This window comes from Vibrio sp. Vb1166 (assembly GCF_033338695.1).
GTDB classification, from domain to species: domain Bacteria; phylum Pseudomonadota; class Gammaproteobacteria; order Enterobacterales; family Vibrionaceae; genus Vibrio; species Vibrio alginolyticus.
Window position 1 is genome coordinate 282128 of record NZ_JAWOTE010000002.1, and the last position, 24587, is coordinate 306714.

Annotated in this window: 26 protein-coding genes, 1 riboswitch and 1 other annotated feature; of the genes, 6 read left to right on the top strand and 20 right to left on the bottom strand. The window is 44.4% G+C overall.

What is annotated here, in order from left to right:
- Positions 1-13 precede the first annotated feature (13 nt).
- A complete protein-coding gene (locus R7E51_RS03690) occupies positions 14-529 on the top strand; it encodes a YchJ family protein (RefSeq protein WP_206957368.1) in 516 nt (171 codons plus the stop codon).
- A 275-nt stretch (positions 530-804) separates the two neighbouring features.
- On the opposite strand, the gene hisIE is transcribed toward R7E51_RS03690, so the two are convergent.
- The 9 genes from hisIE to tet(35) form a co-directional block, all read right to left on the bottom strand.
- Positions 805-1440 (bottom strand): bifunctional phosphoribosyl-AMP cyclohydrolase/phosphoribosyl-ATP diphosphatase HisIE, encoded by a 636-nt coding sequence (gene hisIE / locus R7E51_RS03695; protein ID WP_005378160.1) that lies wholly within the window; start codon positions 1438-1440, stop codon positions 805-807.
- Positions 1437-2210 (bottom strand): imidazole glycerol phosphate synthase subunit HisF, encoded by a 774-nt coding sequence (gene hisF, locus R7E51_RS03700; RefSeq protein WP_004749837.1) that lies wholly within the window; start codon positions 2208-2210, stop codon positions 1437-1439. Before hisF ends, hisIE begins: the two co-directional genes overlap by 4 nt.
- Positions 2192-2929, bottom strand: coding sequence for a 1-(5-phosphoribosyl)-5-[(5-phosphoribosylamino)methylideneamino]imidazole-4-carboxamide isomerase (gene hisA / locus R7E51_RS03705; protein ID WP_005390889.1), 738 nt, complete (start codon positions 2927-2929; stop codon positions 2192-2194). Before hisA ends, hisF begins: the two co-directional genes overlap by 19 nt.
- 12 nt (positions 2930-2941) lie before the next feature.
- A complete protein-coding gene (gene hisH / locus R7E51_RS03710) occupies positions 2942-3556 on the bottom strand; it encodes an imidazole glycerol phosphate synthase subunit HisH (RefSeq protein WP_017821716.1) in 615 nt (204 codons plus the stop codon).
- Positions 3557-3582: 26 nt separating this feature from the next.
- A complete protein-coding gene (gene hisB, locus R7E51_RS03715; RefSeq protein ID WP_182038184.1) occupies positions 3583-4656 on the bottom strand; it encodes a bifunctional histidinol-phosphatase/imidazoleglycerol-phosphate dehydratase HisB in 1074 nt (357 codons plus the stop codon).
- A gap of 69 nt (positions 4657-4725) precedes the next feature.
- A complete protein-coding gene (gene hisC / locus R7E51_RS03720) occupies positions 4726-5766 on the bottom strand; it encodes a histidinol-phosphate transaminase (protein ID WP_017634689.1) in 1041 nt (346 codons plus the stop codon).
- 18 nt (positions 5767-5784) lie between these two features.
- Positions 5785-7077 carry a histidinol dehydrogenase gene (gene hisD / locus R7E51_RS03725; protein WP_054577956.1) on the bottom strand — a complete coding sequence of 431 codons (1293 nt, stop codon included), beginning with the start codon at positions 7075-7077 and terminating at the stop codon, positions 5785-5787.
- A 5-nt stretch (positions 7078-7082) separates the two neighbouring features.
- Entirely contained in the window at positions 7083-7979 is an 897-nt protein-coding gene (hisG, locus tag R7E51_RS03730) for an ATP phosphoribosyltransferase (RefSeq protein WP_005378180.1), read from the bottom strand.
- Positions 7980-8032: 53 nt separating this feature from the next.
- Positions 8033-8170, bottom strand: a sequence feature (His leader region).
- Between the two features lie 180 nt (positions 8171-8350).
- Positions 8351-9952 (bottom strand): tetracycline efflux Na+/H+ antiporter family transporter Tet(35), encoded by a 1602-nt coding sequence (gene tet(35) / locus R7E51_RS03735; RefSeq protein WP_053307447.1) that lies wholly within the window; start codon positions 9950-9952, stop codon positions 8351-8353.
- A 109-nt stretch (positions 9953-10061) separates the two neighbouring features.
- Positions 10062-10244, bottom strand: a riboswitch (Lysine riboswitch).
- Positions 10245-10826: 582 nt separating this feature from the next.
- Here tet(35) and R7E51_RS03740 point away from each other — a divergent pair.
- Entirely contained in the window at positions 10827-11234 is a 408-nt protein-coding gene (locus tag R7E51_RS03740; RefSeq protein WP_005378185.1) for an H-NS family histone-like protein, read from the top strand.
- Positions 11235-11361: 127 nt separating this feature from the next.
- Here R7E51_RS03740 and R7E51_RS03745 read toward each other — a convergent pair whose 3' ends face one another.
- A complete protein-coding gene (locus R7E51_RS03745; protein WP_005378187.1) occupies positions 11362-12666 on the bottom strand; it encodes an inosine/guanosine kinase in 1305 nt (434 codons plus the stop codon).
- 117 nt (positions 12667-12783) lie between these two features.
- Positions 12784-13053, bottom strand: a complete 270-nt coding sequence (locus R7E51_RS03750; RefSeq protein ID WP_005378190.1) for a hypothetical protein — start codon at positions 13051-13053, stop codon at positions 12784-12786.
- Between the two features lie 188 nt (positions 13054-13241).
- Between R7E51_RS03750 and mnmA the strand changes: the two genes are divergently transcribed.
- The 3 genes from mnmA to purB all read left to right on the top strand — a co-directional run bounded on the left by mnmA (position 13242) and on the right by purB (position 16518).
- Positions 13242-14366: a tRNA 2-thiouridine(34) synthase MnmA gene (gene mnmA, locus R7E51_RS03755; RefSeq protein ID WP_206954051.1), complete on the top strand. Its 1125-nt coding sequence runs from the start codon at positions 13242-13244 to the stop codon at positions 14364-14366.
- Between the two features lie 10 nt (positions 14367-14376).
- A complete protein-coding gene (hflD, locus tag R7E51_RS03760) occupies positions 14377-14994 on the top strand; it encodes a high frequency lysogenization protein HflD (protein WP_005378194.1) in 618 nt (205 codons plus the stop codon).
- Positions 14995-15147: 153 nt separating this feature from the next.
- Positions 15148-16518, top strand: a complete 1371-nt coding sequence (gene purB, locus R7E51_RS03765) for an adenylosuccinate lyase (protein WP_206957371.1) — start codon at positions 15148-15150, stop codon at positions 16516-16518.
- Between the two features lie 132 nt (positions 16519-16650).
- On the opposite strand, the gene R7E51_RS03770 is transcribed toward purB, so the two are convergent.
- The 9 genes from R7E51_RS03770 to htpX form a co-directional block, all read right to left on the bottom strand.
- Complete coding sequence (locus R7E51_RS03770) at positions 16651-17184, bottom strand: DUF3833 domain-containing protein (RefSeq protein ID WP_206957373.1); 534 nt, start codon at positions 17182-17184, stop codon at positions 16651-16653.
- The gene (locus R7E51_RS03775) at positions 17184-17777 is read right to left on the bottom strand and encodes a chalcone isomerase family protein (protein ID WP_017821712.1); all 594 of its coding nucleotides are present in this window, start codon (positions 17775-17777) and stop codon (positions 17184-17186) included. Before R7E51_RS03775 ends, R7E51_RS03770 begins: the two co-directional genes overlap by 1 nt.
- Positions 17737-18249 carry a DUF2878 domain-containing protein gene (locus R7E51_RS03780; RefSeq protein WP_206957375.1) on the bottom strand — a complete coding sequence of 171 codons (513 nt, stop codon included), beginning with the start codon at positions 18247-18249 and terminating at the stop codon, positions 17737-17739. The genes R7E51_RS03775 and R7E51_RS03780 overlap by 41 nt, the downstream gene beginning before the upstream one ends.
- 6 nt (positions 18250-18255) lie before the next feature.
- A complete protein-coding gene (locus R7E51_RS03785) occupies positions 18256-19512 on the bottom strand; it encodes an SAM-dependent methyltransferase (protein WP_017821710.1) in 1257 nt (418 codons plus the stop codon).
- Positions 19506-20324: a DUF1365 domain-containing protein gene (locus R7E51_RS03790; protein WP_206957378.1), complete on the bottom strand. Its 819-nt coding sequence runs from the start codon at positions 20322-20324 to the stop codon at positions 19506-19508. The genes R7E51_RS03785 and R7E51_RS03790 overlap by 7 nt, the downstream gene beginning before the upstream one ends.
- 1 nt (position 20325) lies before the next feature.
- Entirely contained in the window at positions 20326-21636 is a 1311-nt protein-coding gene (locus tag R7E51_RS03795; RefSeq protein WP_206957381.1) for an NAD(P)/FAD-dependent oxidoreductase, read from the bottom strand.
- 12 nt (positions 21637-21648) lie between these two features.
- On the bottom strand, positions 21649-22374 hold the full coding sequence (locus R7E51_RS03800) for an SDR family oxidoreductase (RefSeq protein WP_033905083.1): 726 nt from the start codon (positions 22372-22374) through the stop codon (positions 21649-21651).
- Positions 22371-22790, bottom strand: coding sequence for a nuclear transport factor 2 family protein (locus R7E51_RS03805; protein ID WP_005378211.1), 420 nt, complete (start codon positions 22788-22790; stop codon positions 22371-22373). Before R7E51_RS03805 ends, R7E51_RS03800 begins: the two co-directional genes overlap by 4 nt.
- A gap of 209 nt (positions 22791-22999) precedes the next feature.
- Entirely contained in the window at positions 23000-23869 is an 870-nt protein-coding gene (gene htpX / locus R7E51_RS03810; protein ID WP_005388085.1) for a protease HtpX, read from the bottom strand.
- Between the two features lie 473 nt (positions 23870-24342).
- On the opposite strand from htpX, the gene R7E51_RS03815 reads away from it, so the two are divergent.
- Positions 24343-24546: a hypothetical protein gene (locus R7E51_RS03815; protein WP_054575128.1), complete on the top strand. Its 204-nt coding sequence runs from the start codon at positions 24343-24345 to the stop codon at positions 24544-24546.
- The last annotated feature ends 41 nt before the right edge of the window (positions 24547-24587 follow it).

The following is a 24587-nucleotide window of genomic DNA, read 5'->3' on the forward strand; positions in this document are numbered from 1 at the left end:
GAGATTTCATTTTATGGCTTCTTCTTGTCCTTGCGGCTCTAACCGCACCTACCAACAGTGTTGTGAAATTGCCCACAATAACCACGCTGACGTCACCACTCCGGAGCAGCTAATGCGCTCTCGTTACAGCGCGCATGTGTCAGGTCTAGTGGATTACGTGGTGAACACATACCACCCAAGCTGTAATGCAGAAGAGCAACGTGAAGGCATTGCCCAATCTATCGACAGCGATTGGTGCAAGCTTGAGGTAGTGAAAGCTGAAGCGGGTTGTAACGAGAATGAAGGTTTTGTTGAATTCAACGCTTACTTTGACGAAGACGGCAAACGCTACTGCATGACAGAGCGTTCTCGCTTTGTAAAAGAAAATGGGCTTTGGTACTACATTGACGGCACGTTTCCAGAAGAAGAGCTAGAAGAAGAACCAGAACAAGATCCTCGCCTAAACCAACCAGTGAGTAGCCTAAAAGTAGGTCGTAACGACCCGTGTATCTGTGGAAGCGGTAAGAAATTTAAGAAGTGTTGTGGGTAAGATCATCCACTCCTAGCTTATTGAGCTCGATTTAATTGGATTCTTGACTTCGCCTAGGTTCGTTGGAGTGACGTGAATATATGTACCTATTTGAAGTAAATAACTCTACTGCAAGTACCATTAGAAAATATACCGTCATTCTGAACAGCGAGGGACGAGCGTGATTCAGAATCTAATCGCCACCAGCACTGTTGCCGGTTTTTGCCCCGAATCAAGAACACTAAAGTAAAAAGCCCCTAGGCTCGAGAGCATAGGGGCTTTCACTTATCGCAAGCTTACTTATGACGCTCTTTCAGTTTATTCACTACGTCATTCATCGATAAGCCTTGGTCTTGAAGCAATACCATTAAGTGATAAATCAAATCTGCAGATTCACACACTAACTCCGCCTTATCGCCCGACGTCGCCGCAAGCGCGACTTCAACGCCTTCTTCGCCCACTTTTTGCGAAATACGCTTGGTGCCACGGGCATAAAGACTGGCAGTATAAGAGGAATCTGGGTCGGCACTCTTGCGGGCAGCCAATAGCTGCTCAAGTTGATGAAGCCACACCATTTGTGACTCCTCTTGAGGGTCCACATCCCAGCAAGTTGTGTTACCCAAGTGACACGTAGGACCAATGGGATTCACTTTCACCAGTAGCGTATCGTTGTCGCAATCGAGCTGCATGTTCACTAGTTGCAATACGTTGCCGGAGGTCTCACCTTTCGTCCAAAGACGCTGCTTGGTACGAGAGAAAAACGTCACTTGACCTGTTTCGCCCGTTTTTGCCAACGCATCTTGGTTCATATAACCCATCATCAGCACTTGGCTTGATTGGAAATCTTGTACGATAGCAGGTACCAGACCATCCACCTTTTCCCAGTTGATTCGCTCAACTAGCGAACTTACTTCGGCGGCTTTCACACTCATAGTCGTACCTCAATGCCTTGTTGTTTCAAATACTGCTTTAGTTCACCAATATTGATGACTTGTTTGTGGAATACCGATGCGGCAAGCGCGCCATCCACATTTGCTTTTTGGTAGGCTTCTGCGAAATGCTCCATAGCACCTGCCCCACCCGATGCAATCAATGGCACGTTACACACTTCACGCACCATGTTAAGTTGTTCAATATCGTAACCGTTACGTACGCCGTCTTGGTTCATCATGTTCAGTACGATTTCACCAGCGCCACGCTTTTGTACTTCTTGCACCCAATCACGCGTTTCCCATTGGGTCGCTTTGGTGCGTTCTTCATCACCAGTAAACTGGTAAACCTGATACTTGCCCGTCTCTTTGTCGTAGTATGAATCGATACCAACGACGATACATTGCACACCAAACTTATCAGCAAGGTCAGTAATCAACTGAGGGTTCGCCAAGGCAGGAGAGTTAATAGATACCTTATCTGCACCAAACTCAAGAATGCGCGCCGCGTCCTCTGCTGATTTAATGCCACCAGCCACACAGAACGGAATATCAATCACTTCTGCAACGCGAGCCACCCAACTTTTATCAACGACACGCCCATCACTTGAAGCGGTAATATCGTAGAACACAAGCTCGTCAGCGCCTTCTTCAGCATAACGCTGTGCCAGAGGAACGATGTCGCCAATGATTTCGTGGTTGCGGAACTGGACGCCCTTCACCACTTGTCCATCACGAACATCAAGACATGGAATTATTCGCTTTGCCAGCATGCAAATGCCTCCTCTGCTGTGAATTTACCATCTAACAGCGCACGACCAACAATCACACCAGCCACACCGCTGCCTTTTAGCGCTTCGATATCTGCTAATGAGCCAATGCCACCTGAAGATTGAAACTGCACTTGTGGGTACTGTTTACATAGGTCGACATAAAGCTCTACGTTTGAGCCTTCTAGCGTACCGTCACGAGAAATGTCCGTACAAAGCACGTGCTGCAAACCTACCGTCAGGTAATCGTTGATCAGAGCTTCGATAGTCACGCCTGAATCTTCTTGCCAACCAGAAATCGCTACTTTACGTGTGCCGTCTTGATCGATGTTGATGTCTAGCGCGAGAACGATTTTCTCTGCACCGTATTTTTCCATCCAACCTTTCACAAGCTCTGGCTGTTTTACTGCTGTTGAGCCAACGACAACACGCTGAGCCCCCGCTTCTAGCAGATCAATCACGTCTTGCTCTGTGCGCACTCCGCCACCGATTTGGATGTTCGCTGGCGTGCTTGCTAGTAGCTTTGCAATTAAATCAAGTTGACGTGCTGTCGTGTCTTTCGCGCCAGTTAAATCCACCAAGTGCAGCCAGTTAGCACCAGCTTGGTGGTACAAGTTGAACTGCTCTGCTGGGTCGACTTTGTACTCAGTTACTTGGCCGTAATCACCTTGATAAAGGCGAACCACCTGTCCTTCAATTAAATCAAGAGCTGGAATAATCACACTAAATCCCTTTTATAATTCTAAGAAGTTTTGAATAAGCTTCGCGCCCGCTTTTGAAGAACGCTCAGGGTGGAATTGCACGCCGTAATAGTTACCGCTTTGTACTGCTGCTGTGAACGGGTTGCCGTATTCACATTCCGCAATCGTGTAATCCCCAACAGGCATCGCAAAGCTGTGCACGAAGTAGAAATACTCTCCTTCTTCAATATCTTTGAAAAGTGGATTACCTGCTTTTGCAGAGACCGTGTTCCACCCCATATGCGGCAACGGCAAATCGCCAGTTTGTAGTAGCTTCACTTCGCCATCACAAAGTCCAAGACACTCAACTAACTCGTCGGCTTTCTGCCCTTTCTCTTGAGACACTTTGCCCAACAGTTGCATGCCTAAACAGATACCTAGTAATGGCTTTTCTACCTGTTTTACCAAGCTGATCAGATCGCGCTCTTCTAGGTTTTTCATCGCTTCGCTGGCGGTTCCCACCCCCGGTAGGAATAGCTTATCTGCCGACAATACGACTTGCGGATCTTTTGAAATAGTTACGTCATAGCCTAGGCGTTCAATAGCAAACTTCACCGAAGATACGTTGGCACAGCCAGTATCGATAATGACAACTTTCTGTTCTGTCACTGTTTTTCTCCTTGCTAAGGTTAACCTTAAAGCACGCCTTTACTACTTGGTAGCTCAGTGCCTTCTACTTTGATTGCTTGGCGCAAAGTACGACCAAACGCTTTAAACAAGCTTTCAATGATGTGGTGATCATTGTTGCCCGCAGAAGACAGGTGCAGCGTACACGCTAGGGTGTCAGTCAGAGAGCGGAAGAAGTGAACTACCATCTCTGTTGAAAGATCACCCACTTGCTCACGGCTGAATTGCGCGTCGAACTTAAGGTAAGGACGACCAGATAGGTCTAGTGCGCATTGTGCCAAACACTCATCCATTGGAAGGCTAAAGCCAAAGCGACCAATACCACGCTTGTCACCCAGTGCTTCTTTCAACGCTTGACCCAACGCAAGAGCGGTATCTTCTACCGTGTGGTGATCATCAATGTGCAGGTCACCTTCCACTTTGCACACCATTTGGAATCCACCGTGCGTCGCGATTTGATCCAGCATGTGGTCGAAGAAACCAAGACCAGTTGAGATGTCATTGCCGCCATGCTCATCAAGGTTAACTAATACTTTGATGTCTGTTTCTTTTGTGGTGCGGACCACTTCAGCCACGCGCGCTTTCACCGTCAGATCTTTCAAGATCTGTTTCCAACCCATGGTTTCTGGGTTGTATTGAATGCCACGAATTGCCATGTTTTCTGCAAGTTGAAGATCGGTTTTACGATCGCCAATCACAACAGAGTTTTGGAAATCAACTTTGCCGTCTTGAAGGTACTCTTTTACTAAGCCCAATTTAGGCTTACGGCAAGAGCAGTTGTCTTCATCAAAGTGAGGACAAATCAGCACATCATCGAACTTCACACCTTGAGATTCAAAGATCTCCATCATCATGTTGTGTGGCGCATCAAAGTCTGCTTGTGGGTAGCTGTCGGTACCTAAACCATCTTGGTTCGTTACCATCACTAGGCGGTATCCTGCATCCTGCAACGACAACAGGCTTGGGATAACAAATGGTTCCAGTTTTAGTTTATCTAAACGGTCTACTTGAAAATCAATCGGCGGCTCGACAATTAAGGTGCCATCACGATCAATAAAAAGGATTTTTTGTTGTTTGCTCACTCGAACTTCCTTATTGCTATTCTTTTGGCGCTCCCGCTATTGAGCGAGAGCGATAAATTCTGTCTCTATTTATGCGTAGTAGTTTCTGATAAATCCAAGCGTTTTTTCGCACTCGTCACGGTTACCCACACTGATACGCACACAGTTTTCAATTGGCGAGTTACGCAAAATAATGCCCGTATCCCAAGCCGCTTTGAAAAGGTCATCGCCATCTGGGAATTTCACCAATAGGTAGTTCCCCCACCCTTCAAACACTTCCAAACCCGGAATCATTGAAAGGCCAACTTGCAAGTAAGCACGGTTTGCATTCAAATCGAGAACTTGAAACTTCGCTCGCGCTAAACCAGCTTCCGAAAGCGCCTGAGTCGCAATTTCTGCCACTGGAACTGGGACTGGGTAAGGTGCGATAACTTTAAGAAGTACATTAATCAGCTCTTCGTTCGCAAGCGTAAATCCACAACGTAGACCTGCAAGCGCAAAAGCTTTCGACAGAGTACGCAGAATTGCAAGGTTCGGGTATTGCGCCAGTAGGTCTACCGTTGACGCTTCTGGACAAAAATCGATGTACGCTTCATCCATCACCACGATTGCACGGTCTTTTGTCATCTCAAGCAGAGACACAATGTCCTCACGCTTAACCAAGTTACCTGTTGGGTTGTTTGGCGAACATACAAAAACCAGTTTCACGTTATCCAGATTAGCTTCGATGCCTGCAAGGTCTAGTTGCCAATCTGACGTTAGCGGCACGGTTTTGCGCTCTACACCGATGGTTTCTGCACTGATGGCGTACATACCGTAAGTCGGTGGGCAGTAAAGAATCGCATCTTCACCCGGCTCACAGAATGCACGAATTAACAACTCAATACCTTCATCCGCACCACGAGATGTTAATGTTTGCTCTGGTTTCACACCCGCATAGGCTGCGTAAGCAGAAATCAGTTCTTTAGGCTGACATTCGCTGTAACGATTAAGACGAGCAAAGTCTGTTTTGTATTCATTGTTAAATGGTGATTCGTTGGCATTTAGCCATACGTCACCCGTACCACCGATTCGGCGAGCCGACATATAAGGGGTAAGCTGTTGGACTTGTTTACGCGCTAGCTTTTCCATCTCATTACTCTCTTATTCTTACTTACTTGCTAATTTTTCTACGCGGATAGTAACAGCACGTTTGTGAGCGTCCAGACCTTCTGCTTCAGCCATCGTGACTACCGTTGGTGCAAGGTTCTTTAAACCATCAGCAGAAAGCTCCTGAACCGTCATTCGTTTAGAGAAATCCGCCAAACCTAAGCTTGAATAAGTACGTGTGTAACCGTAAGTAGGAAGGACGTGGTTAGTCCCCGATGCGTAATCTCCCGCAGATTCAGGAGACCAATCCCCAAGGAAGATAGAACCTGCGTTATCTAATAGAGGTAGAAGCTCACGAGGGTTCTTAGTCTGAACAATCAAGTGCTCAGGACCGTAGTAATTGGAAATAGAAACTGACTGCGTCATCGACTCGGAAATAATGATCAAGCTTGATGCCAGAGCCTTTTCTGCGATGTCTGCACGAGATAGCTCCTTAAGCTGACGTTGAACCGCATCCGTCACTTGATCAGCAATCACAGGAGAAGGAGTCACCAATACCACTTGAGAATCAGGACCGTGTTCCGCTTGGCTCAAAAGATCCGCAGCGATAAAGTCTGCATCTGCGGTTTCATCTGCAATCACTAGCACTTCTGATGGCCCTGCTGGCATATCAATCGCAGCACCGCGGAAATCATTGCTAACCTGTCGTTTTGCTTCGGTCACGTAAGCGTTGCCCGGACCAAAGATCTTATCTACTTTCGATACAGTCTCGGTGCCATAAGCCATTGCAGCAACTGCTTGGCCACCACCGACGTTGTACACTTCATCAATGCCACACAGCTTCGCGACATAAAGGATCTCATCAGCGATTGGCGGTGGAGAACAAAGAACGACTTTACGACAACCTGCAATTTTTGCAGGAACGCCGAGCATCAAAACAGTCGATGGCAAAGGCGCACTGCCACCAGGAATGTACAAACCCACTTTTTGAATTGGACGTGTTACTTGTTCACAAAGAACACCTGGCTGCGTTTCCACCTTGAGCGGTTGCGGCTTTTGCGCTTTGTGGAACTTAGAAATATTGGCGTAAGCTTGCTCTAGTGCGCTCTTCATTGACTCTGACAAACGCTCTGACGCTGCCTTAATTTCCTGAGAAGAAACACGAATGGATTCAGGCTTAACACGGTCAAACTTTTCTGTCAGCTCAATAAGAGCAGAGTCACCTTCTTCTCGAACTTTAGCAATAACTTCGGCCACAGCAGTGGTGATATTGGCACCTTCTGCAATAGCAGGGCGCTCCAAAATAGAGTCTTGCTGATTCTCACTTAATGATTGCCAAACGACTGTTCTCATGATGCTTACTCCATCATTTTTTCAATTGGTAGAACGAGAATTGAACTTGCGCCCAACTCTTTCAGCTGTTCCATTGTTTCCCAGAATAGGTTTTCAGAACTCACTAAGTGAACAGCCATTTTCTGCTTATCTGCAGAAAGAGGAAGAACAGTTGGGTCTTCAGCACCTGGCAGTAGTGCTTTAATTTGATCTAACTTCTCTGCTGGGGCGTGAAGCATAATGTACTTAGATTCTTTCGCTTGCTGCACGCCTTGCATGCGAGTTAACAGCTTTTCGATTAGCGCCACTTTGTCTGCGTCGAACTCACCTGTGCGTTGAATCAATGTCGCTTTTGATTTAAAGATAATTTCAGCTTCTTTAAGGCCGTTCGCTTCCAGTGTTGCACCTGTAGAAACCAAATCAGCGATAGCATCAGCGAGACCCGCGCGAGGGGCAACTTCTACAGAGCCTGTCAGCATACATGTAGAGAATGGAACGCCGGCTTCATCCATGTACGCTTTTAGAAGTTGAGGATACGTTGTAGCAATACGCTTGCCAGCTAAGTCTTGTGGACCGTTGTACTCTTCGTCCTTGTCGATTGCGATAGATAAACGACAGCCACCAAAATCAAGTCGACGAAGCTGAACAAACTCGCAGGGTTCACCTAATGCTTTGCGGTCAAGGCGAACTTCTTCTAGTTCATTTTCGCCAATAAAGCCAAGGTCAACCACGCCATCCATAATTAAACCTGGGATGTCGTCGTCACGAACCAAGAGTAAATCAATTGGCATATTTTCAGAATGGACAACTAAACGCTCGCCCATTACGTTGAACTTTACGCCGCACTGTTTTAGTAGAGCTTGACTCTCTTTGCTAAGACGACCTTTTTTCTGAATTGCGATTCTTAAACGTTGTGTTTGCATTGCTTTGTCCCTATGCAAGATTTTGATATCTAAGTATTTTTCAAACTAATAAAACTAAAAAACCCTCGGGAGATTGAAGTCTCCCGAGGGTTTAAAATCTGCTTTTACTTTGATTTTACCTCCGGGAGTTTCCTGCCTCCCGGGTATGCGTACATCGCCCGAAAGACTAGATTGGGTGATGATGGTGATGAATGTTCATTACAAAATTACGCATACTTATTTCAAGGCTCTTCTCATTTGCTTTGTTACCAACCACACTAACCAAGCTGATTACTTTTTTCAACCCTTAATTTTAAAAAAATTCGAATTGTATAATACAAATAAAAAAGGAGGCCGAAGCCTCCTACAATTTCACCTTTTAAATCAGTGAATTACGCACTCTGGCAAGATGCCATTTTTGACTTTGAAAGCCATGACAAAATCGCGCAAACGATAACGAATGTAATCGACGCTGCGATGAAAGAGAACGCAATTGAAGCTGTCATACCAAGAGCAATAAAGCCCACGCATGAAACAAGCGCGACTGATAATGCATAAGGTAACTGTGTTGATACGTGATCAATGTGGTTACAACGTGCACCCGTCGATGACAAGATAGTCGTATCTGAGATTGGTGAACAATGGTCACCGAATACCGCACCAGCTAAAACCGCACTCAACATCGGTAGCATTAGCGCTACGTCTGTTGCACCAGCCATGTCTCCGGCGATTGGAAGCATGATGCCGAACGTACCCCATGAAGTACCTGTTGAGAACGCCATCAGGCCAGACAGCAGGAATAAGATAACTGGGAGCCAATGAGGGTTGATATTTCCCTGCGCCATTGTCGAAAGGTAAGTACCAGTCTTCATATCACCGATAACAGAGCCAATGGTCCAGGCAAATACTAAGATTAGAATCGCACCAAACATAGACTTAGCACCAATCCAAAGTGTACGTGCGATCTCAGCCATTGGTAGACCTTGCTTCACAACAGTAAACAGTGCAACTGCTAAGCCAAGCAAGCTACCGTAGATTAGTGATGTACCTACATCTGTATTTTCAAAAGCACCAAGAAGCGCAAACTCCTTACCATCAGCAGCCAATGCTTGGCCACCCGTGTAAAGCATTGAAGCGATAGTCGCGATAATCAGCGTCACGATAGGAAGTATCAAATCTGACACTTTACCCTTTTCACTTTCACGGATATCTAGCTCTTCATTTAGGTCATGCGCTTCTTGCGAGTCATTTTCTTTGTCTTTATCAAAGCCACGACCTTGCGATGCAGAGATCTCATGCTCACGCATTTTACCAATATCAAGACCAAACCACGCAACAGCGAACACCATTAGCAGCGCAAAAACGGCGTAGAAGTTCATTGGGATAAGACGAACATATGCGCCAAGAGCCGAATACTCTGTGATCCCATGTGAGACTAAGATCCCGCCAATAATAGTAATAATGTAAGCACCCCAGCTAGAAGCAGGCATAATTACACACATTGGAGCAGCGGTTGAGTCTAGAATGTACGCAAGCTTAGCGCGAGACACATAAAAGCGATCGGTTACTGGGCGAGAGATCGCACCAACAGCAAGGCTATTAAAGTAATCATCGACAAAAATGAATACGCCTAAAAAGGCGGCAAGAAGTTTGGAGCCGCGTTTACTCTTCACTCGAGATTGTGCCCATTCAGCAAAAGCACGAGTACCGCCAGAAAGCGTTAATAAAGCTGTTGTCATACCTAATAAGATTAGGAAACCAACAATGCTCATGTTCCAAGTGTTAATTCCGCCATCTTCAATAAAGACAGAAGAAACTTGAGAACTGACGTAACCTGCGGTGTCGCTGATAGACCAGCTATTAAGTAGCACCGCACCTAGCACGATACCTACACCCAAGGAAACTAATACACGTCGAGTCAAAATCGCCAAAGTCAAAGCGACAATAGGTGGCAATAATGAAACAGGAGAACTAGAAAAATCTATTAAATTCATGATCTTCAAAAACCAAAGTTTGGCTAGAGATCTACTGCAGACAAGTCACGTAGCATACGATACGTGCTCATGTTGAACTTAGCGACAGGGAAGCGAACACTCCACCCAACCCTACAGTAGCGCTCCATAGTTTAATGTGAATATATACTATGGCAGTGTTGTTCCTTTCAGATACAACCCCAGCAAGTAACTTTGATGAGTTACTTACTTCGGCAATCTTCGCCTTCCACTATTATTCATTGGCATCACCCCAATAATAGCTACTCTTCGAGACCGCGCCTCTACGGCAACAACAAACAATTAACCACTAACTGTACAAATTAACAACAAATTGTCTGCAATATTGCATCAGGTGGCAGCCATTGTACTTATGATGAGAGTCAATGCAACACATCAAACTAAATTAAACAAATAAATAATGACTGAGATAATTTATAAACCTTGCCTACTTCCATAAGTTTTGTGCAACTGAAATCACATCAATCATGTTATTTATGAAACATTATTACTACCTTAGAAATATCATGGTTTATCTTATATCAATAAATTAAGGATATATGACACACCATTAAAGATGGATGCTTCATATTTTTAAGTAATAACTCAAATTTTTTTATAAAAAACCAAGCTGTCGCTCTCTCTATACAATAATGATTGTTGATTTTAGTTCTCATCTAATAATGATTTATTTCGAGTGTAATAATATTAATTGCTTTAAAAAATAGTCAAATTTAAACAAAATCTTGATTTAGCATTTGCACATAAGGAAAAGATAAAGTTAAATATAAGGACTCTTTGTTTATTTATAGATTGGCATTATTTAATCGTAACGATAAAAAGTGCCCAACACATTAACCTTTTAATAGGAATCGTTATGTCAGAGCTGACTAAAACCCTTCTAAATATCCGTAGCCTTCGTGCATTTTCTCGTGAGCTGACTCTAGAACAATTGGAAGAAGCTCTAGATAAACTCACTACTGTCGTAGATGAGCGTCGTGAAGCAGAAGAAGCAGAACGCGCAGCACAAGCAGAGCAAGAAGCTAAGCTTGCAGAGATTGCTGAGAAAATCGCTCAAGACGGTATTGACGTAGAAGCACTTATTACTGCGCTATCTGGCGAAACTAAGACGAAAGGCAAAGCGAAGCGCGCACCTCGCCCTGCTAAATACAAATACACAGATTCAAACGGTAATGAGAAAACTTGGACTGGCCAAGGTCGTACACCTTCGGCGATTCAAGAGCAACTTGATGCAGGTAAATCTCTGGATGAGTTCCTAATCTAGATCCGTGCTATTTTTAAAAGGCTCCCATAGGGAGCCTTTTTTATTTAAACCATTACAAATAAAAAAGCCACATTTCTTAATGTGCCTTTTACTTTAGTTACAGAATAGTTAATTAAACCGCTTCGTATTAACGTTCCCAGTATGCTTCTTCTAGGCTATCTTCTCGCTCAGGAAGTCCGCGCGACAATCGTGGTGAATGTTGCACGAGAACTTCGTAGCTAGCACGGTTTGCGTATTTGCAGACTTGAGAAAAAGAAGAGTAAGTTAAATACTCGTTACTGTGCTTGCTTGAATTAGGCACATTTTCTTTATGGTATTTATTTGCTGCCATATCATGAAGAACAGCAGATAACGCGGCATCACCTGCGCCATTTGTATTCTTAATTTTTTCTGGGCCACCCATATATGGCGAGATATGCGAGTACACTTTTATTGGCGTCTCGCATGAGTCTTTTTTCGCCGGACGACTGAATTCATAACGATTAAATTCAGCAATTGACCCTGGAAGTAATGGCAAAGAAGTTTCGCGCTTCGCGCTATCTTCCGTATACCCAGCCATAAATAGACCTACAGGACCCGCCGTGCACAATACTAGATCAGCCCACTCCAATGTTTTATCAGACGCAGCAAGTGGATCAGATTCCCCCGTCAGAGCTTCTGCTTCATCTTCATTCATCGCAACGACAGAAACGTTATCTCGAATGAATTCTTGCCAATATTTAGGATCATCTTGAATAACAAACTTTGTGCCTAGAGTCAGAACAACAGGCACATCATTCTTTTTCGCGTACTCAATCGCTTTCATTGTTGCTTCCGGCATTGGGTCGCCGTCTTTGCAACGTACTAGATATGACGTCAGTACAAGTGCTGATGCATTTTTAAAGATTTTCTCTGGAATGCTATCAGGATGGAGTTGGTTCATTTGCCCTTCGCTGATAGCAAAAGTACGTTCACCGTCTTCTGTGATAAGAGCAAAACAACGGCCAATTGCACCATCTACACCTTGTAGGTAGTTCAAATCCATGCGGCTTGATGTATTACAAAGATAACGGTAACCGTAGCTGCCAATCTTAATATCCTGGCTCATCACTCCAAGTAGTGTGGAGCGATCATCCGCTAGCACGGAGTAGTTATGTAGCGTGTTACCAATTGTACCGCCCGCATACTCATTGGTAATCAAGTTCTCTTCTTTCAGTTGCTGGTATAACTCTTCTGCTCTTTCGTCATCGATAACCAGAGAGTGACCTTTACTCAGACCGTACTTTTCAATCACATCCGTTGTAACTTTTGCTTCAATATCAACCAAGGTTTGGTCAATACCAATGATGTGAGTGCGCGTCATCTTCTTGCTTTCTTGTGCTTGGCTCACCAGCGGGTCACGAGCATGAACAGGAAAATAGTGCTTCGATTTGCGTTGTCCAGGAAATTTCATATTGTCAGTCTGAGTAAGGGGATGAAAAGGAGAGCGGATTCTATACCGCTAATAATAAAGCAGCAATAAAAGCGATTATAGCAAACGTTTGCTGACTACTTTTTTCTTTTAGGTGGCTTATTCACCTTCCATAAAGCTGAGATCTGGTAGTTGCTCAAGGTGCTCGCTATAACGCTTTAGGTTGAACTCACCCTCATTCTTCATTACATCAAAAATCTCAATTGACATCGCACATGCCATCATCGCAACCGCATCTTCACGTGGTGTGCCAGTCATCATTAAACGCATAAGGGTTTCTTTTACTTTAAGCGGGTTACCATCTTCGAGCTGATTTTCAACAATTTCAATCAACTCACTTTCTTGCATAAATTGGTTTTCTTCTGTCATTTGATGTTTCCTCTTGGATTTTGGCCAACTATGCCATATATACCTCTTCTATACTTGCGAAATTACTCGTTCGAATCTTTGTTGAAGAAAAATCCAGCGAAACGAATTGTGATTTCGATCTCGGATCTGTCACCGGTCTGTGGATTCTGATAGAATCTGCATCCCGTTTATTTAAGTGGTGTTTAGTAATGTCTGATAACAGCCAAAAGAAAGTCATCGTCGGTATGTCCGGCGGCGTTGATTCATCTGTTTCCGCGTATCTTCTAAAGCAGCAAGGCTACCAAGTAGAAGGCCTTTTCATGAAGAACTGGGAAGAAGATGACAACGAAGAATATTGTACAGCGGCAGAAGATCTTGCTGACGCTCAGGCAGTATGTGACAAGCTAGGCATCCACCTACACACTATCAACTTTGCTGCCGAATACTGGGATAACGTATTTGAGTACTTCCTTGCTGAATACAAAGCGGGCCGTACTCCGAACCCTGACATTCTTTGTAACAAAGAAATCAAGTTCAAAGCATTCCTAGAATTCGCTGATGAAGTACTTGATGCTGATTACATTGCAATGGGCCACTATGTGCGTCGCTCTTTCCCAGAAAACGGTGAAAAACCACAGATGCTACGTGGTCTAGATGGCAACAAAGATCAAAGCTACTTCCTGTACACATTAAGCAACGAGCAAATCGCACGTAGCCTATTCCCTGTTGGTGACCTAGAGAAACCAGAAGTACGCCGCATTGCGGAAGAACAAGACCTAATTACTGCTAAGAAGAAAGATTCAACTGGTATTTGTTTCATCGGTGAACGCAAGTTTACGGAATTCCTAGGTCGCTACCTTCCAGCTCAGCCTGGTAATATCGAGACTCCAGAAGGCGAAGTGATTGGTCAACACCAAGGCCTGATGTACCACACACTTGGTCAGCGTAAAGGTCTACACATCGGTGGCCGTAAAGGCGGCGGTGGTAACGAGGCCCCATGGTTCGTTGGTGAGAAAGATCTAGAACGTAACGTTTTGATTGCTGTTCAAGGTAAAGACCATCCAATGTTGAAATCAGAAGGTCTACTTGCATCACAACTTCACTGGGTAGATCGTGAGCCAATTCGCGATGTTATGAAGTGCACAGTGAAAACTCGTTACCGTCAGGAAGATATTCCTTGTACAATCATCCCTATCGATGATGAAAACATTAAAGTTATCTTTGACGAGCCACAAATTGCTGTAACTCCAGGTCAATCAGCAGTGTTCTACAAAGGTGACGTGTGCCTAGGTGGCGGCATCATCGAGCAACGCATTAAATATTCTCAAGCTTAGGAGTCGTTACGTGGCGAATACACTTTATGACCGTACTATCGCTTTCGCTGGGATTTGCCAAGCTGTTGCTTTAGTTCAACAGGTAGCGAGAAACGGACATTGTGATCAAGATGCTTTTGAAACATCAATCAACGCTATTTTGAGCACGAACCCTGCTAACACAGTTGGCGTATTCGGTCGCGAAGCCGATCTAAAGCTCGGCCTAGAATGCTTGGTTAAAGGGATTGATAGCACACCATCAGGCAGTGAAATTACTCGTTACATTATTAGTTTAATGGCGTTAGAGCGTAAGTTAAGCTCTCGTAACGATGCTATGTCTCAGCTTGGTGATCGTATTCAAATGGCCAAGCGTCAGTCAGAGCACTTTGAGCTACTAGACGATCAAATGATCAGCAATTTAGCGAGCATCTATCTGGATGTCGTTAGCCCTATTGGCCCACGCATTCAAGTAACGGGCACGCCATCTGTACTGCAGCAGACGGCAAGCCAACACAAAGTTCGTGCGCTGTTGTTATCTGGCATTCGTAGTGCAGTTCTTTGGCGTCAAGTTGGTGGTAAGCGTCGCCACCTAATCTTCGGGCGCAAGAAGATGGTAGAGCAAGCACAAATCCTTCTTGCTCGTCTGTAGTAAAATATCAAATAAGCAGCTCGCGTTTATCGCGAGCTCATTTTTTTCGACTAAAATAAATCTCGCGCAAACGTTTGCGCAATATTCGTGACAATTGCCACAGTTATTGGTATAAAGCTCACGAAATTTAGAAACCCAATTCAGGAGAACATCATGGAACTGTCAGCATTGACTGCTGTTTCACCAGTAGACGGCCGTTACGGAAGCAAGACAATTGCGTTACGCGAAATTTTCAGTGAATACGGTCTACTAAAGTACCGTACTATCGTTGAAATCCGCTGGCTACAAAAGCTTGCTGCTACTGCTGAAATTGCAGAAGTGCCAGCGTTTAGCGCAGAAGCAAACCAATTCCTAGACGACCTTGCAGCAAACTTCTCTGAAGAAGATGCACGCCGTATCAAAGAGATCGAGCGTACAACTAACCACGACGTAAAAGCGGTTGAGTACTTCCTAAAAGAGAAAGTAGCAGACGTTCCTGAACTGCACGCAGTAAACGAGTTCTTCCACTTCGCATGTACTTCTGAAGACATCAACAACACATCACACGCTCTAATGCTTAAAGAAGCGCGTGAGAACGTGATTCTTCCAGAAATCCGTAACCTAATCGACGCTATCAAAGCACTAGCAGTGGAATACCGCGACATTCCTCTTCTATCTCGTACACACGGTCAGCCTGCTTCTCCATCTACTATGGGTAAAGAAATGGCAAACGTGGCGTACCGTATGGAGCGTCAATTCAAGCAAATCGAAAACGTTGAGATCCTAGCGAAAATCAACGGTGCAGTAGGTAACTACAACGCACACCTTTCTGCTTACCCAGATCTAGATTGGCACAAGTTCTCTGAAGAGTTCATCACAGAGTCTCTAGGCGTAACTTGGAACCCTTACACAACTCAAATCGAACCGCACGATTACATCGCTGAGCTGTTCGACGCTATCGCTCGTTTCAACACTATCCTGATTGACTTCGACCGTGACGTTTGGGGTTACATTGCACTAGGCCACTTCAAGCAAAAAACTATTGCTGGTGAGATCGGTTCTTCAACAATGCCTCACAAAGTTAACCCAATCGACTTTGAAAACTCAGAAGGTAACCTAGGTCTTGCGAACGCTGTATTCGGCCACCTAGCACAGAAACTGCCTATCTCTCGTTGGCAACGTGACCTAACTGACTCAACGGTTCTACGTAACCTTGGTGTTGGTGTTGGCTACGCAATCATCGCTTACACTTCTACGCTTAAAGGCATCAGCAAGCTAGAAGTAAACCGTGAAGCGCTTCTTGCTGAACTAGACAAGAACTGGGAAGTACTAGCGGAGCCAGTACAAACAGTTATGCGTCGTTACGGCATCGAGAAGCCATACGAGAAGCTGAAAGAGCTAACTCGTGGTAAGCGTGTAGACGGCGAAGCAATGCGTAACTTCATCGACGGTCTTGAGCTTCCTGAGCACGAGAAAGCACGTCTGAAAGAGATGACGCCAGCGAACTATATCGGTCAAGCAATCGAGCTGACAGATAAGCTGTAATCCTCCTGTAACGACCAGATACCTAAAAGGTTGACGCGAAAGCGTCAACCTTTTTAGTTAGGGGAGTTAGGTCGGGAGAAAATAATTTTAGTTATATGGCATGGATTATTAATTGAAGATCTTCCCCATTTGTTATGGCTGCTTTTGGAAGAACAAGGTTATTGTTCCTACTTCCACACCAAACTTTTTTATTTTCGTTAGATTGAAAACGTGTCTGTCATCCTGACGGTAAAGCCAATCATCAAAAGCAACCGTCACTGATGAATCCTCCATTTGTAGCTCAAAGTCATATTGCCACTGTAGCGCATTGCCCTGCTCTTCCCCTGTTGCCACACCTATAATATCGTCTGCCTTACCTTCATAACGACCGTCTTCTAATCTAGTGATAACCCAAATTCGCTGGTCCACCTCTCCGTCATCAAACGCGAAGTCTTCCACTAGCGTCAGCGTATCACCCGCTACAGTACCCACTATATCGACTTCAAAGCGACGCGTTTGCTGTCCGGTATAATCTTGCACCATCCCCCACGCCTTTATGTCGCCTTCGAAATAACCGAATACGTCAAAAGTCGGTGTAGAAGAGCGGTAATTATCAATGTCTGCGGAACATGCCGAAAGAAAAACAGCTGCCACTAAAGTCGCTGATTTAAAAATTCGTTTAAACACTATCTAACCTGCCCTATCAATTGTTTTCGGAGTTTCGGAAATTCTGTGTTGGGTGATAACCATATAGCCAAAAATGCATCGTTCATTCGTTCGTCTTCAATGATGCCAACGTTCTTTACTTGCACGTCCCCAACCTGCTTATAAAACAGCTGACCAGATTTTCCATCTGTTAGATAAGTAAGCTCGTCACCTTTTTGAATATCAGGAAACATACGATCGAGCTCGCTGATCCAAGCTTTTCGATATGAGTCAGTAAAACCCAATTTCGCCCACTGCTCATCCGTCACATCAAGCAGCTGTTGCTTACTGATGTCTCTCTTGTAATTAATTTCCAACGCAAGGGGATGTGGCGATACGTCATCGCTTACGATGAACTTTCCATCAGGCGCTTTTAATCTTGAGTGATAAATATCGAAGATGAACCAAGTAAGTTGGGCTTCTCCAACAGTTTTCCATCCCTTCCAATTCGCAATGTTGCTTGCGGCTTCGCTGTTTCCAACAGGTTGAGCTTGCAGAGCAAAAGAGCCAGTTACTATTACCAACGCAAGCAGCCTAGTCAGTCTCTGAGTTAAGTCTCTCTTCAAGCTTTTCATTTCCGTACACCTTGAGTATCAAGAGCATCATGACGCACCATTCGACAAACAACATTGCCAGTGTAGCGCCAGTGCTAAATCCAAATTCAACGGCTTGGAGCTTATAGCCAGCAAAGTAACTCGCTGTTCCTCCGAGTCCGCCTACTATTGATACGTAGGTTTTTGGGAAACGGTACAAAATTGACTTAAGTTGATAGGCATACCAAGAAAACAAAACCCACAAGCATAATAACCAGACTGGCAGCCATGGGGTAGGAAAGACAAAGACCGAGAGTTGTTGATTGAGCGTATCAATCACGAGCCCGCTCGTGACGATCACACCAATACTTTTGAGCGAAGATGCATCGCTTTTCAGACAGTATAGTAGGGTTGCCAAAGTAAGGAATAACGTCACCCATTGCCATTGATAGGTTCCAAGCACCGCTGCAAACCAGCAGAGTTGGAACCATGTCGAAGCAAGAAATACCTTCATAACGAACTACGGGCGTTGAAACGTCATGTGAACTGCACTGATCGTGCGAGCCAAAAAGCCACCTTCACAGTAGCTCAAATAGTAGCGCCACATACGCACAAAGCGATCGTCGTAGCCAAACGAGCGCACTTCATTCTCTGCTCGATTAAAACGTAGGTGCCATTCGTTCAGCGTCTTGGCGTAGTCCAAACCAATATCGAACAAGTCTCGCGTCACTAAGTCACTGTATTTTGTTGTGGCTTGGGTTAGTGAGGTTACCGACGGTAAAAAACCACCCGGGAAAATGTACTTTTGGATAAAGTCGACGTTGTTACTGTAGTAATCGTAACGCTGATCGGCAATCGTAATTGCTTGAATCGCCATCAAGCCACCGGACTTCAACAAAGACTCACAGACCTTAATGTACGAAGGCAGGAATTGTTTGCCCACAGCTTCAATCATTTCAATAGAAACGAGCTTGTCATAAGTGCCGGTTAGGTTGCGGTAATCTTCTTTGAGTAGAGTGATTTTGTCTTCTAAGCCACGCTCTTTGATTTTTTGCTCCGCGTACGCGTGTTGCTCTTCAGATATCGTTGTTGTGGTGACCTGACAGCCGTATTGTTCGGCCATGTAAATCGCCATAGCGCCCCACCCAGTGCCAATTTCAACAACATGATCAGTGGGCTTCAGCTCAAGTTGCTGACATAGACGATCCATTTTGTTGATTTGAGCCTGCTCTAGAGAGTCATCCGCATGATTGTAAAGCGCCGACGAGTACAGCATATTGGTGTCAAGGAACGCTTCGTATAGGTTGTTACCCAAGTCGTAATGCGCATGGATATTTTTACGTGAGTTCTCTTCAGAGTTTCTGTTTGACCAATGGCTGAACTTGTACAGTATTTTAGTCAACCAACTGCCTTGCTCTTCGAGTTTATCTAGAGCACGCATGTTAAGGGCCATCAGCTTCATTAATGAGGTTAAATCGGGGCTATCCCACCACCCATCCATATAAGCCTCACCAGCAGCAATACTGCCGCCCTGCAAGATCCGTGAATAAAAACCTGGATGTTTTACCTCTATAGTAGCGACAACAGGTTGACCACTGTACTCCCCATTTGGCGCACTAAAACGCTCGCTTCGCTCTGTCGTTTCCGTCTTAAAACTTTCAATAACTGTTAAGCAGCCGATTTCCATTTTTTGCAGACATTGAAAAATAACTCCGCGAGCCGCTTTTTGCGTTGTAGTCAATTTACGCGGCAATGTCATAGAACTAGTATTTAACATGCAGAATTCTCCTTGTGCTTTTTATTTTTTTTGTCTGTTTTTTCAGTATCGGCTTCTATTTCTTCATGCGTTGAATATTTAGGATGAGAATAAAAAGGTGCGCCTTTCACCCAAAGTTTTAATGCGTGCCAATAAATACCAACCATTACTTTTACCGTTTGTATTGGTGTAACGATCAAACACCTCAATAAGGTTTTGCTTGAAAGTGGCTTGGCTTTCATAACCATGGTGGCATCAAAGTGTTTCTCTCCTTTGTGACATTCAAGATGAATATTCAACTTGTCTGTCAAAGGTTTAATTCTCCAGCGGTAGAGTTGGTCAATCGGGTTGAATGGTGAAACATGGAATGCTTTAACTTGTTCCCAACCAAACTTTTCTTCTTCTTTATCTGCTGACACCACGTAGTAATGTCGTTCATTCCAAGGAGTGTTACTCACCTCTGCGAGGAGATACTTCCATTCTCCTTCCGTGTTATAAACGTAGTAGAAATTAACGGGACTGAAATAAAGTCCTAGATAACGCAAGTGACAGACTGCGATTACTTTGCCGGTACAGCGAACACCTGTCAGTTCTTCAACTTTGCTGTGCACTGCCGACTTGACGCTACCTTCACCAATGTAATCACTGCGCTTGAAGCGAGCCCAATGCCACCAACGCGAACCAAAACCCCATACTTTTTTCTCTAAAGCATCGAGCTCGTCTACATCGATGGCGGGCATAAATAAAGAGTAGTTCAACTCATGATTCACCGGCGTGAATCGACGGTGACGAACGTTGCCTATAAACAATCGGCTGTTCATTTGGCTATCCATATCACGCCGCGCCTTTTTCAAAAGGAACCACATTTTGTTCACGATACTTTTCTTCTAATCCCTTAACTACGTCAATCGCGCTGCGCACACCATCTTCATGGAAACCGTTATACCAATAAGCGCCGCAGAACCATGTGCTCTGTTTACCTTGAACTTCGTCTTTGCGCTGCTGCGCTGCTATCGACTCCGTTGTAAATACAGGATGATGATAAGTGAACGAGCGCAAAATTTTATTTGGGTTGATTTGATTGGTGCTGTTCAACGTTACGCAAAATGTATGTTCTGATTGAACGTGCTGAAGGATGTTCATATTGTAAGTAAGCGAAGGAAGACGTTGCTGCTCATCTTCGCTACCTTCCAATAGGTAGTTCCAAGATGCCCACGCCGCCTTGCGTTTTGGCAATAGGCCGGTATCGGTATGAAGAACAACCTCATTAGCTTGATACGTCATATCCCCCAAGATTTCCTGCTCGATTGGGCTGATATCCTCTAGCATTCGCATTGCTTGATCACTGTGACAAGCAAAGATAACGTCATCAAACCAATGCGTTTCTCCGCGAACTTGAACGCCAACCCCTTTTTCGTTGCGAACCACTTTTTCGACAGGACTATTAAGACGAATACTCTCGGCAAAGCCTTTGGTCAATGGTGGAATGTATGATCGTGAACCACCTTTAATCACATACCATTGTGGCCGGTTAGTCACATCTAGCAGACCGTGGTTGAGGAAGAAACGTAAGAAGAACATAAGAGGGAATGCGCGCATGTCAGCTAAAGTCGACGACCAAATCGCAGCACCCATCGGTAATATGTAGTTATCGGTAAAGAAAGCACTGAATTTGTGTTCATCAAGGAACTCACCTAACGTCTGAGAGTGCGAGGATTGCTCGCTAGCGAAGCGCTTGGCAAGTTTATTGAAACGAAGTATCTCGAAGATAAATCGATAAAATTTAGGGTTTGCCCAGTTGCGTTTTTGAGCGAACAATGTCGACACTGTGTGGCCGTTGTACTCTAGTCCGTTCCCATCGTTTCTGACACTGAAGCTCATTTGAGTCGGCAGACCTTCAACGCCAATCTCGCTCATCATTTTAATGAAATTAGGGTACGTACGGTCGTTATAGACGATGAACCCAGTATCTATCGCGTATTCTTTACCATCAAGGCTCACATCAACGGTTGCAGTATGGCCACCGATGTAATCGTTCGCTTCAAACAGCGTTACATCATGTTCTTTATGCAAGTAATAACCACAAGTAAGGCCAGAGATTCCCGTTCCCACAATCGCTATCTTCTTTCTTCCTGCTGTTTTCATTCTTATTCCTTCTTATGCTACGAGTTTAGCAGTTAGGCGAGCTTGCCAACTGTATGGAAGTAACGAGATAAAACGTAAAATACTGGTAAATCTCGCTGGGAAATAGATATAGGTCTTGTTGGCGGCTAACTGCTTCCTGATAGAGTCCGACGCTTGCTGAGTAGAAATGATCATTGGCATTTCGAAGTCGTTTTTGTCAGTCAACGGCGTTTCAACAAAACCAGGAAACACCGTTACCACATTGATCCCTTTCTTTTTCAAGTCGACGGCGAGCGTGCGTGCAAAATAACTGACTGCCGCTTTGGATGCGCCGTAAGCTTCAGCACGAGGCAGTGCCACTTCTGATGCGATAGAGCCAACAATAACAATGCGGTGCCCTCTCTCTAAATGCACTTGGCAGCCTTCAACGCAGTTGGCAACACCGACAACATTTACGTTCATCACACGCGCCATGAGTTTCGCGTCGACCACTCCCTCATCCATGTACTCACAATCGCCTGCGTTAAAAACCCATGTGTTTGGCGTAAATGGCAAATTAGAGAGCGCCTGCTGAGTTTCCTCATAATTTGTCACATCAAACTGCAATGTATGAATTTTGGAGGAAACTGCCTCCAGTTCTGCAAGAACATCTTGATTCCGACCACAAGCAATCACATTCCATTCTGAGTTCGCGTAATCTAGGGCAAGCTGCCTTCCTATTCCGGAGGTGGCGCCTGTGATTAAGATGGTGTTGTTCATTGTCCTAACCTCTGCTTGATGGTTTTAACGACTGAACCAAGTAACGGTAAATGCTCATAGAGCATCTCTCCGAGATCAAAATAGTCTCGGTGATAAATGACCTGACCTTCGCTAAATTTGAGGTGCGAAACACCATTGACGAGAATAGGCGCACCCTTCTGAAGTTTGGGATGCTGAAGGTCCATTGTCCAAGTTAGGAAGCCTGTATCTCCGACTTGTTGATGCTCATGGATTACAAAATCACAACTGATGACGTTGGCATATAATGAGGTGAAATAATCCGAAAGTGCTGGCCATCCTTCTAAACGATGCGCTGCGTCCTCAAATACTACATCTTGGTGATATATATCCTTAAGCAGATGTAAGTTCGCTTTGTTGAGCTTTTGATAGATATTGCCAACAGACTGTATGTCCATTTTTTACTCCTACACGCCCATTAAGTTGTACAAAATTATTATATGTACAAGATAGTTCATTCCACCAAAGTTGTACAAAAATAATTTTGTATAACTTTATTTCTGTAAGTAGTACGTGATGAAGTTCGCACGCGATCAATCGGCGAAAAAAAAGGCTTGGTCAAAACCAAGCCTTTTCAGCAGATTAACAATTATTTAAGTAGGAACAATTAGTATTGCTGGCCTCGCAACGCTGCAATACGTTTATCTAGCGGAGGGTGGCTCATTAATAGCTCAGTCAGCGACTGCTTGCCATTGATACCAAACGCCATCATGGTGCCATCCAGTTGAGATTCATGACTCACCTTCAAACGCTCTAGAGCCGCAATCATTTTTTCTTTGCCAACGAGGCGCGCAGCACCTGCGTCCGCGTGGAATTCGCGATGACGGCTGTACCACATAGTCAAGAAGCTAGCTAGGAAACCAAATACCAGTTCAAGCACCATGGATACGCCAAAGTAAACCATCATATTTGTACCTTGGCCTTCTTCATCATCGTTCGATGCCACGATATTGGCAATAAAGCGTGATAGGAAGATAACAAACGTGTTCACGACACCTTGCATCAACGTCATCGTGACCATATCACCATTTGCAATATGGCTCACTTCGTGTGCAAGTACTGCCTCTGCCTCATCACGAGTCATATTGTGTAAAAGACCAGTAGAAACGGCGACAAGAGAGTCATCTCGTTTTGCACCTGTCGCAAATGCATTGATATCTGGTGAATCATAAATAGCCACCGTTGGCATACCAATACCCACTTGTTGAGCTTGACGACCCACAGTTTCGACTAACCAATGCTCCGTTTCGTTGCGCGGGCTTTCAATGACCATACCACCAACCGAGCGTAGCGCCATACCCTTTGACATCATCAACGAAATAAATGCGCCACCAAAACCAAATACAGCAGCCATTACAAGTAAACCTGACAGACTGCCTGGTTGCATTCCAGTTACAGCGTAAACAATATTCAGAACAACACTAAGCACTAGCACGACAGCTAGGTTAGTTGCTAGGAATAACATAATTCGCTTCATTACTTTTCTCCGAGGAAGCTTATCGTTTTTTTAAAACGGATTGTTATAAGGAACAAATGGTAATCGCTATAAAAGCCAATTCCGTTGATTTTCATGTTCCGTGCGTTATAGATATAGTCTATCCGCGATAAAAACAAGGTTAAGCAATAAATTGCAACATTTGTTTTCGGGACTGAAATATTTGATTCAAGCGATTTCAAAACATGCTTTGGTAGGAGCCGGAACCTCCGTTCATATACATTTATCAAAATGATAAAATAAGCTCTGAGCTACCCATCATCTATTGATAGATGATCTTGGTGTTAAATCTATCACCTCTTAGCAACTTAGCTAGAAATTTTTTAATAGACCAAAAACAGTACGTTAGCTCTGCTATAGACTTTGGTCTTATTGTGCGGCCACATGGACATGCTAAATTCGAATGAGATGAACAAAACAGAGCCACTCTAAGTACATTGCAAAAAGTGCATTGGGTGAGTTCAAAAACTCCATGTATTGAGGGAAAAACCATGGTAGAAACTAACGACTATCAAATGGCTATTGATTTACTACGTTGTCACCTAGGCATCTCAGAGGACGAGGCAAAGCAACAACTTGGTATTTCAACCGATCATCATATGTCTCAGCGTGTTGCAGAAACACAACAAGCATTGATGGGGCTCAGCCAAGATAAGTAATCTGACTTTTTAGGTTACACCAACAAGAAAGGGCTGCATTG

Bases quoted from the DNA above. Each gene is read 5' to 3' on its own strand.
- htpX (WP_005388085.1), bottom strand. From the start codon at position 23,869: ATGAAGCGAATTATGTTATTCCTAGCAACTAACCTAGCTGTCGTGCTA.
- R7E51_RS03750 (WP_005378190.1), bottom strand. From the start codon at position 13,053: ATGACAGAAGAAAACCAATTTATGCAAGAAAGTGAGTTGATTGAAATT.
- R7E51_RS03780 (WP_206957375.1), bottom strand. From the start codon at position 18,249: ATGAAGGTATTTCTTGCTTCGACATGGTTCCAACTCTGCTGGTTTGCA.
- purB (WP_206957371.1), top strand. From the start codon at position 15,148: ATGGAACTGTCAGCATTGACTGCTGTTTCACCAGTAGACGGCCGTTAC.
- hisF (WP_004749837.1), bottom strand. From the start codon at position 2,210: ATGCTGGCAAAGCGAATAATTCCATGTCTTGATGTTCGTGATGGACAA.
- hisD (WP_054577956.1), bottom strand. From the start codon at position 7,077: ATGAGAACAGTCGTTTGGCAATCATTAAGTGAGAATCAGCAAGACTCT.
- hisC (WP_017634689.1), bottom strand. From the start codon at position 5,766: ATGGAAAAGCTAGCGCGTAAACAAGTCCAACAGCTTACCCCTTATATG.
- hisG (WP_005378180.1), bottom strand. From the start codon at position 7,979: ATGCAAACACAACGTTTAAGAATCGCAATTCAGAAAAAAGGTCGTCTT.
- R7E51_RS03800 (WP_033905083.1), bottom strand. From the start codon at position 22,374: ATGAACAACACCATCTTAATCACAGGCGCCACCTCCGGAATAGGAAGG.
- R7E51_RS03795 (WP_206957381.1), bottom strand. From the start codon at position 21,636: ATGAAAACAGCAGGAAGAAAGAAGATAGCGATTGTGGGAACGGGAATC.
- R7E51_RS03690 (WP_206957368.1), top strand. From the start codon at position 14: ATGGCTTCTTCTTGTCCTTGCGGCTCTAACCGCACCTACCAACAGTGT.
- R7E51_RS03790 (WP_206957378.1), bottom strand. From the start codon at position 20,324: ATGGATAGCCAAATGAACAGCCGATTGTTTATAGGCAACGTTCGTCAC.
- mnmA (WP_206954051.1), top strand. From the start codon at position 13,242: ATGTCTGATAACAGCCAAAAGAAAGTCATCGTCGGTATGTCCGGCGGC.
- R7E51_RS03805 (WP_005378211.1), bottom strand. From the start codon at position 22,790: ATGGACATACAGTCTGTTGGCAATATCTATCAAAAGCTCAACAAAGCG.
- R7E51_RS03740 (WP_005378185.1), top strand. From the start codon at position 10,827: ATGTCAGAGCTGACTAAAACCCTTCTAAATATCCGTAGCCTTCGTGCA.
- R7E51_RS03775 (WP_017821712.1), bottom strand. From the start codon at position 17,777: ATGAAAAGCTTGAAGAGAGACTTAACTCAGAGACTGACTAGGCTGCTT.
- R7E51_RS03785 (WP_017821710.1), bottom strand. From the start codon at position 19,512: ATGTTAAATACTAGTTCTATGACATTGCCGCGTAAATTGACTACAACG.
- hisIE (WP_005378160.1), bottom strand. From the start codon at position 1,440: ATGAGTGTGAAAGCCGCCGAAGTAAGTTCGCTAGTTGAGCGAATCAAC.
- R7E51_RS03745 (WP_005378187.1), bottom strand. From the start codon at position 12,666: ATGAAATTTCCTGGACAACGCAAATCGAAGCACTATTTTCCTGTTCAT.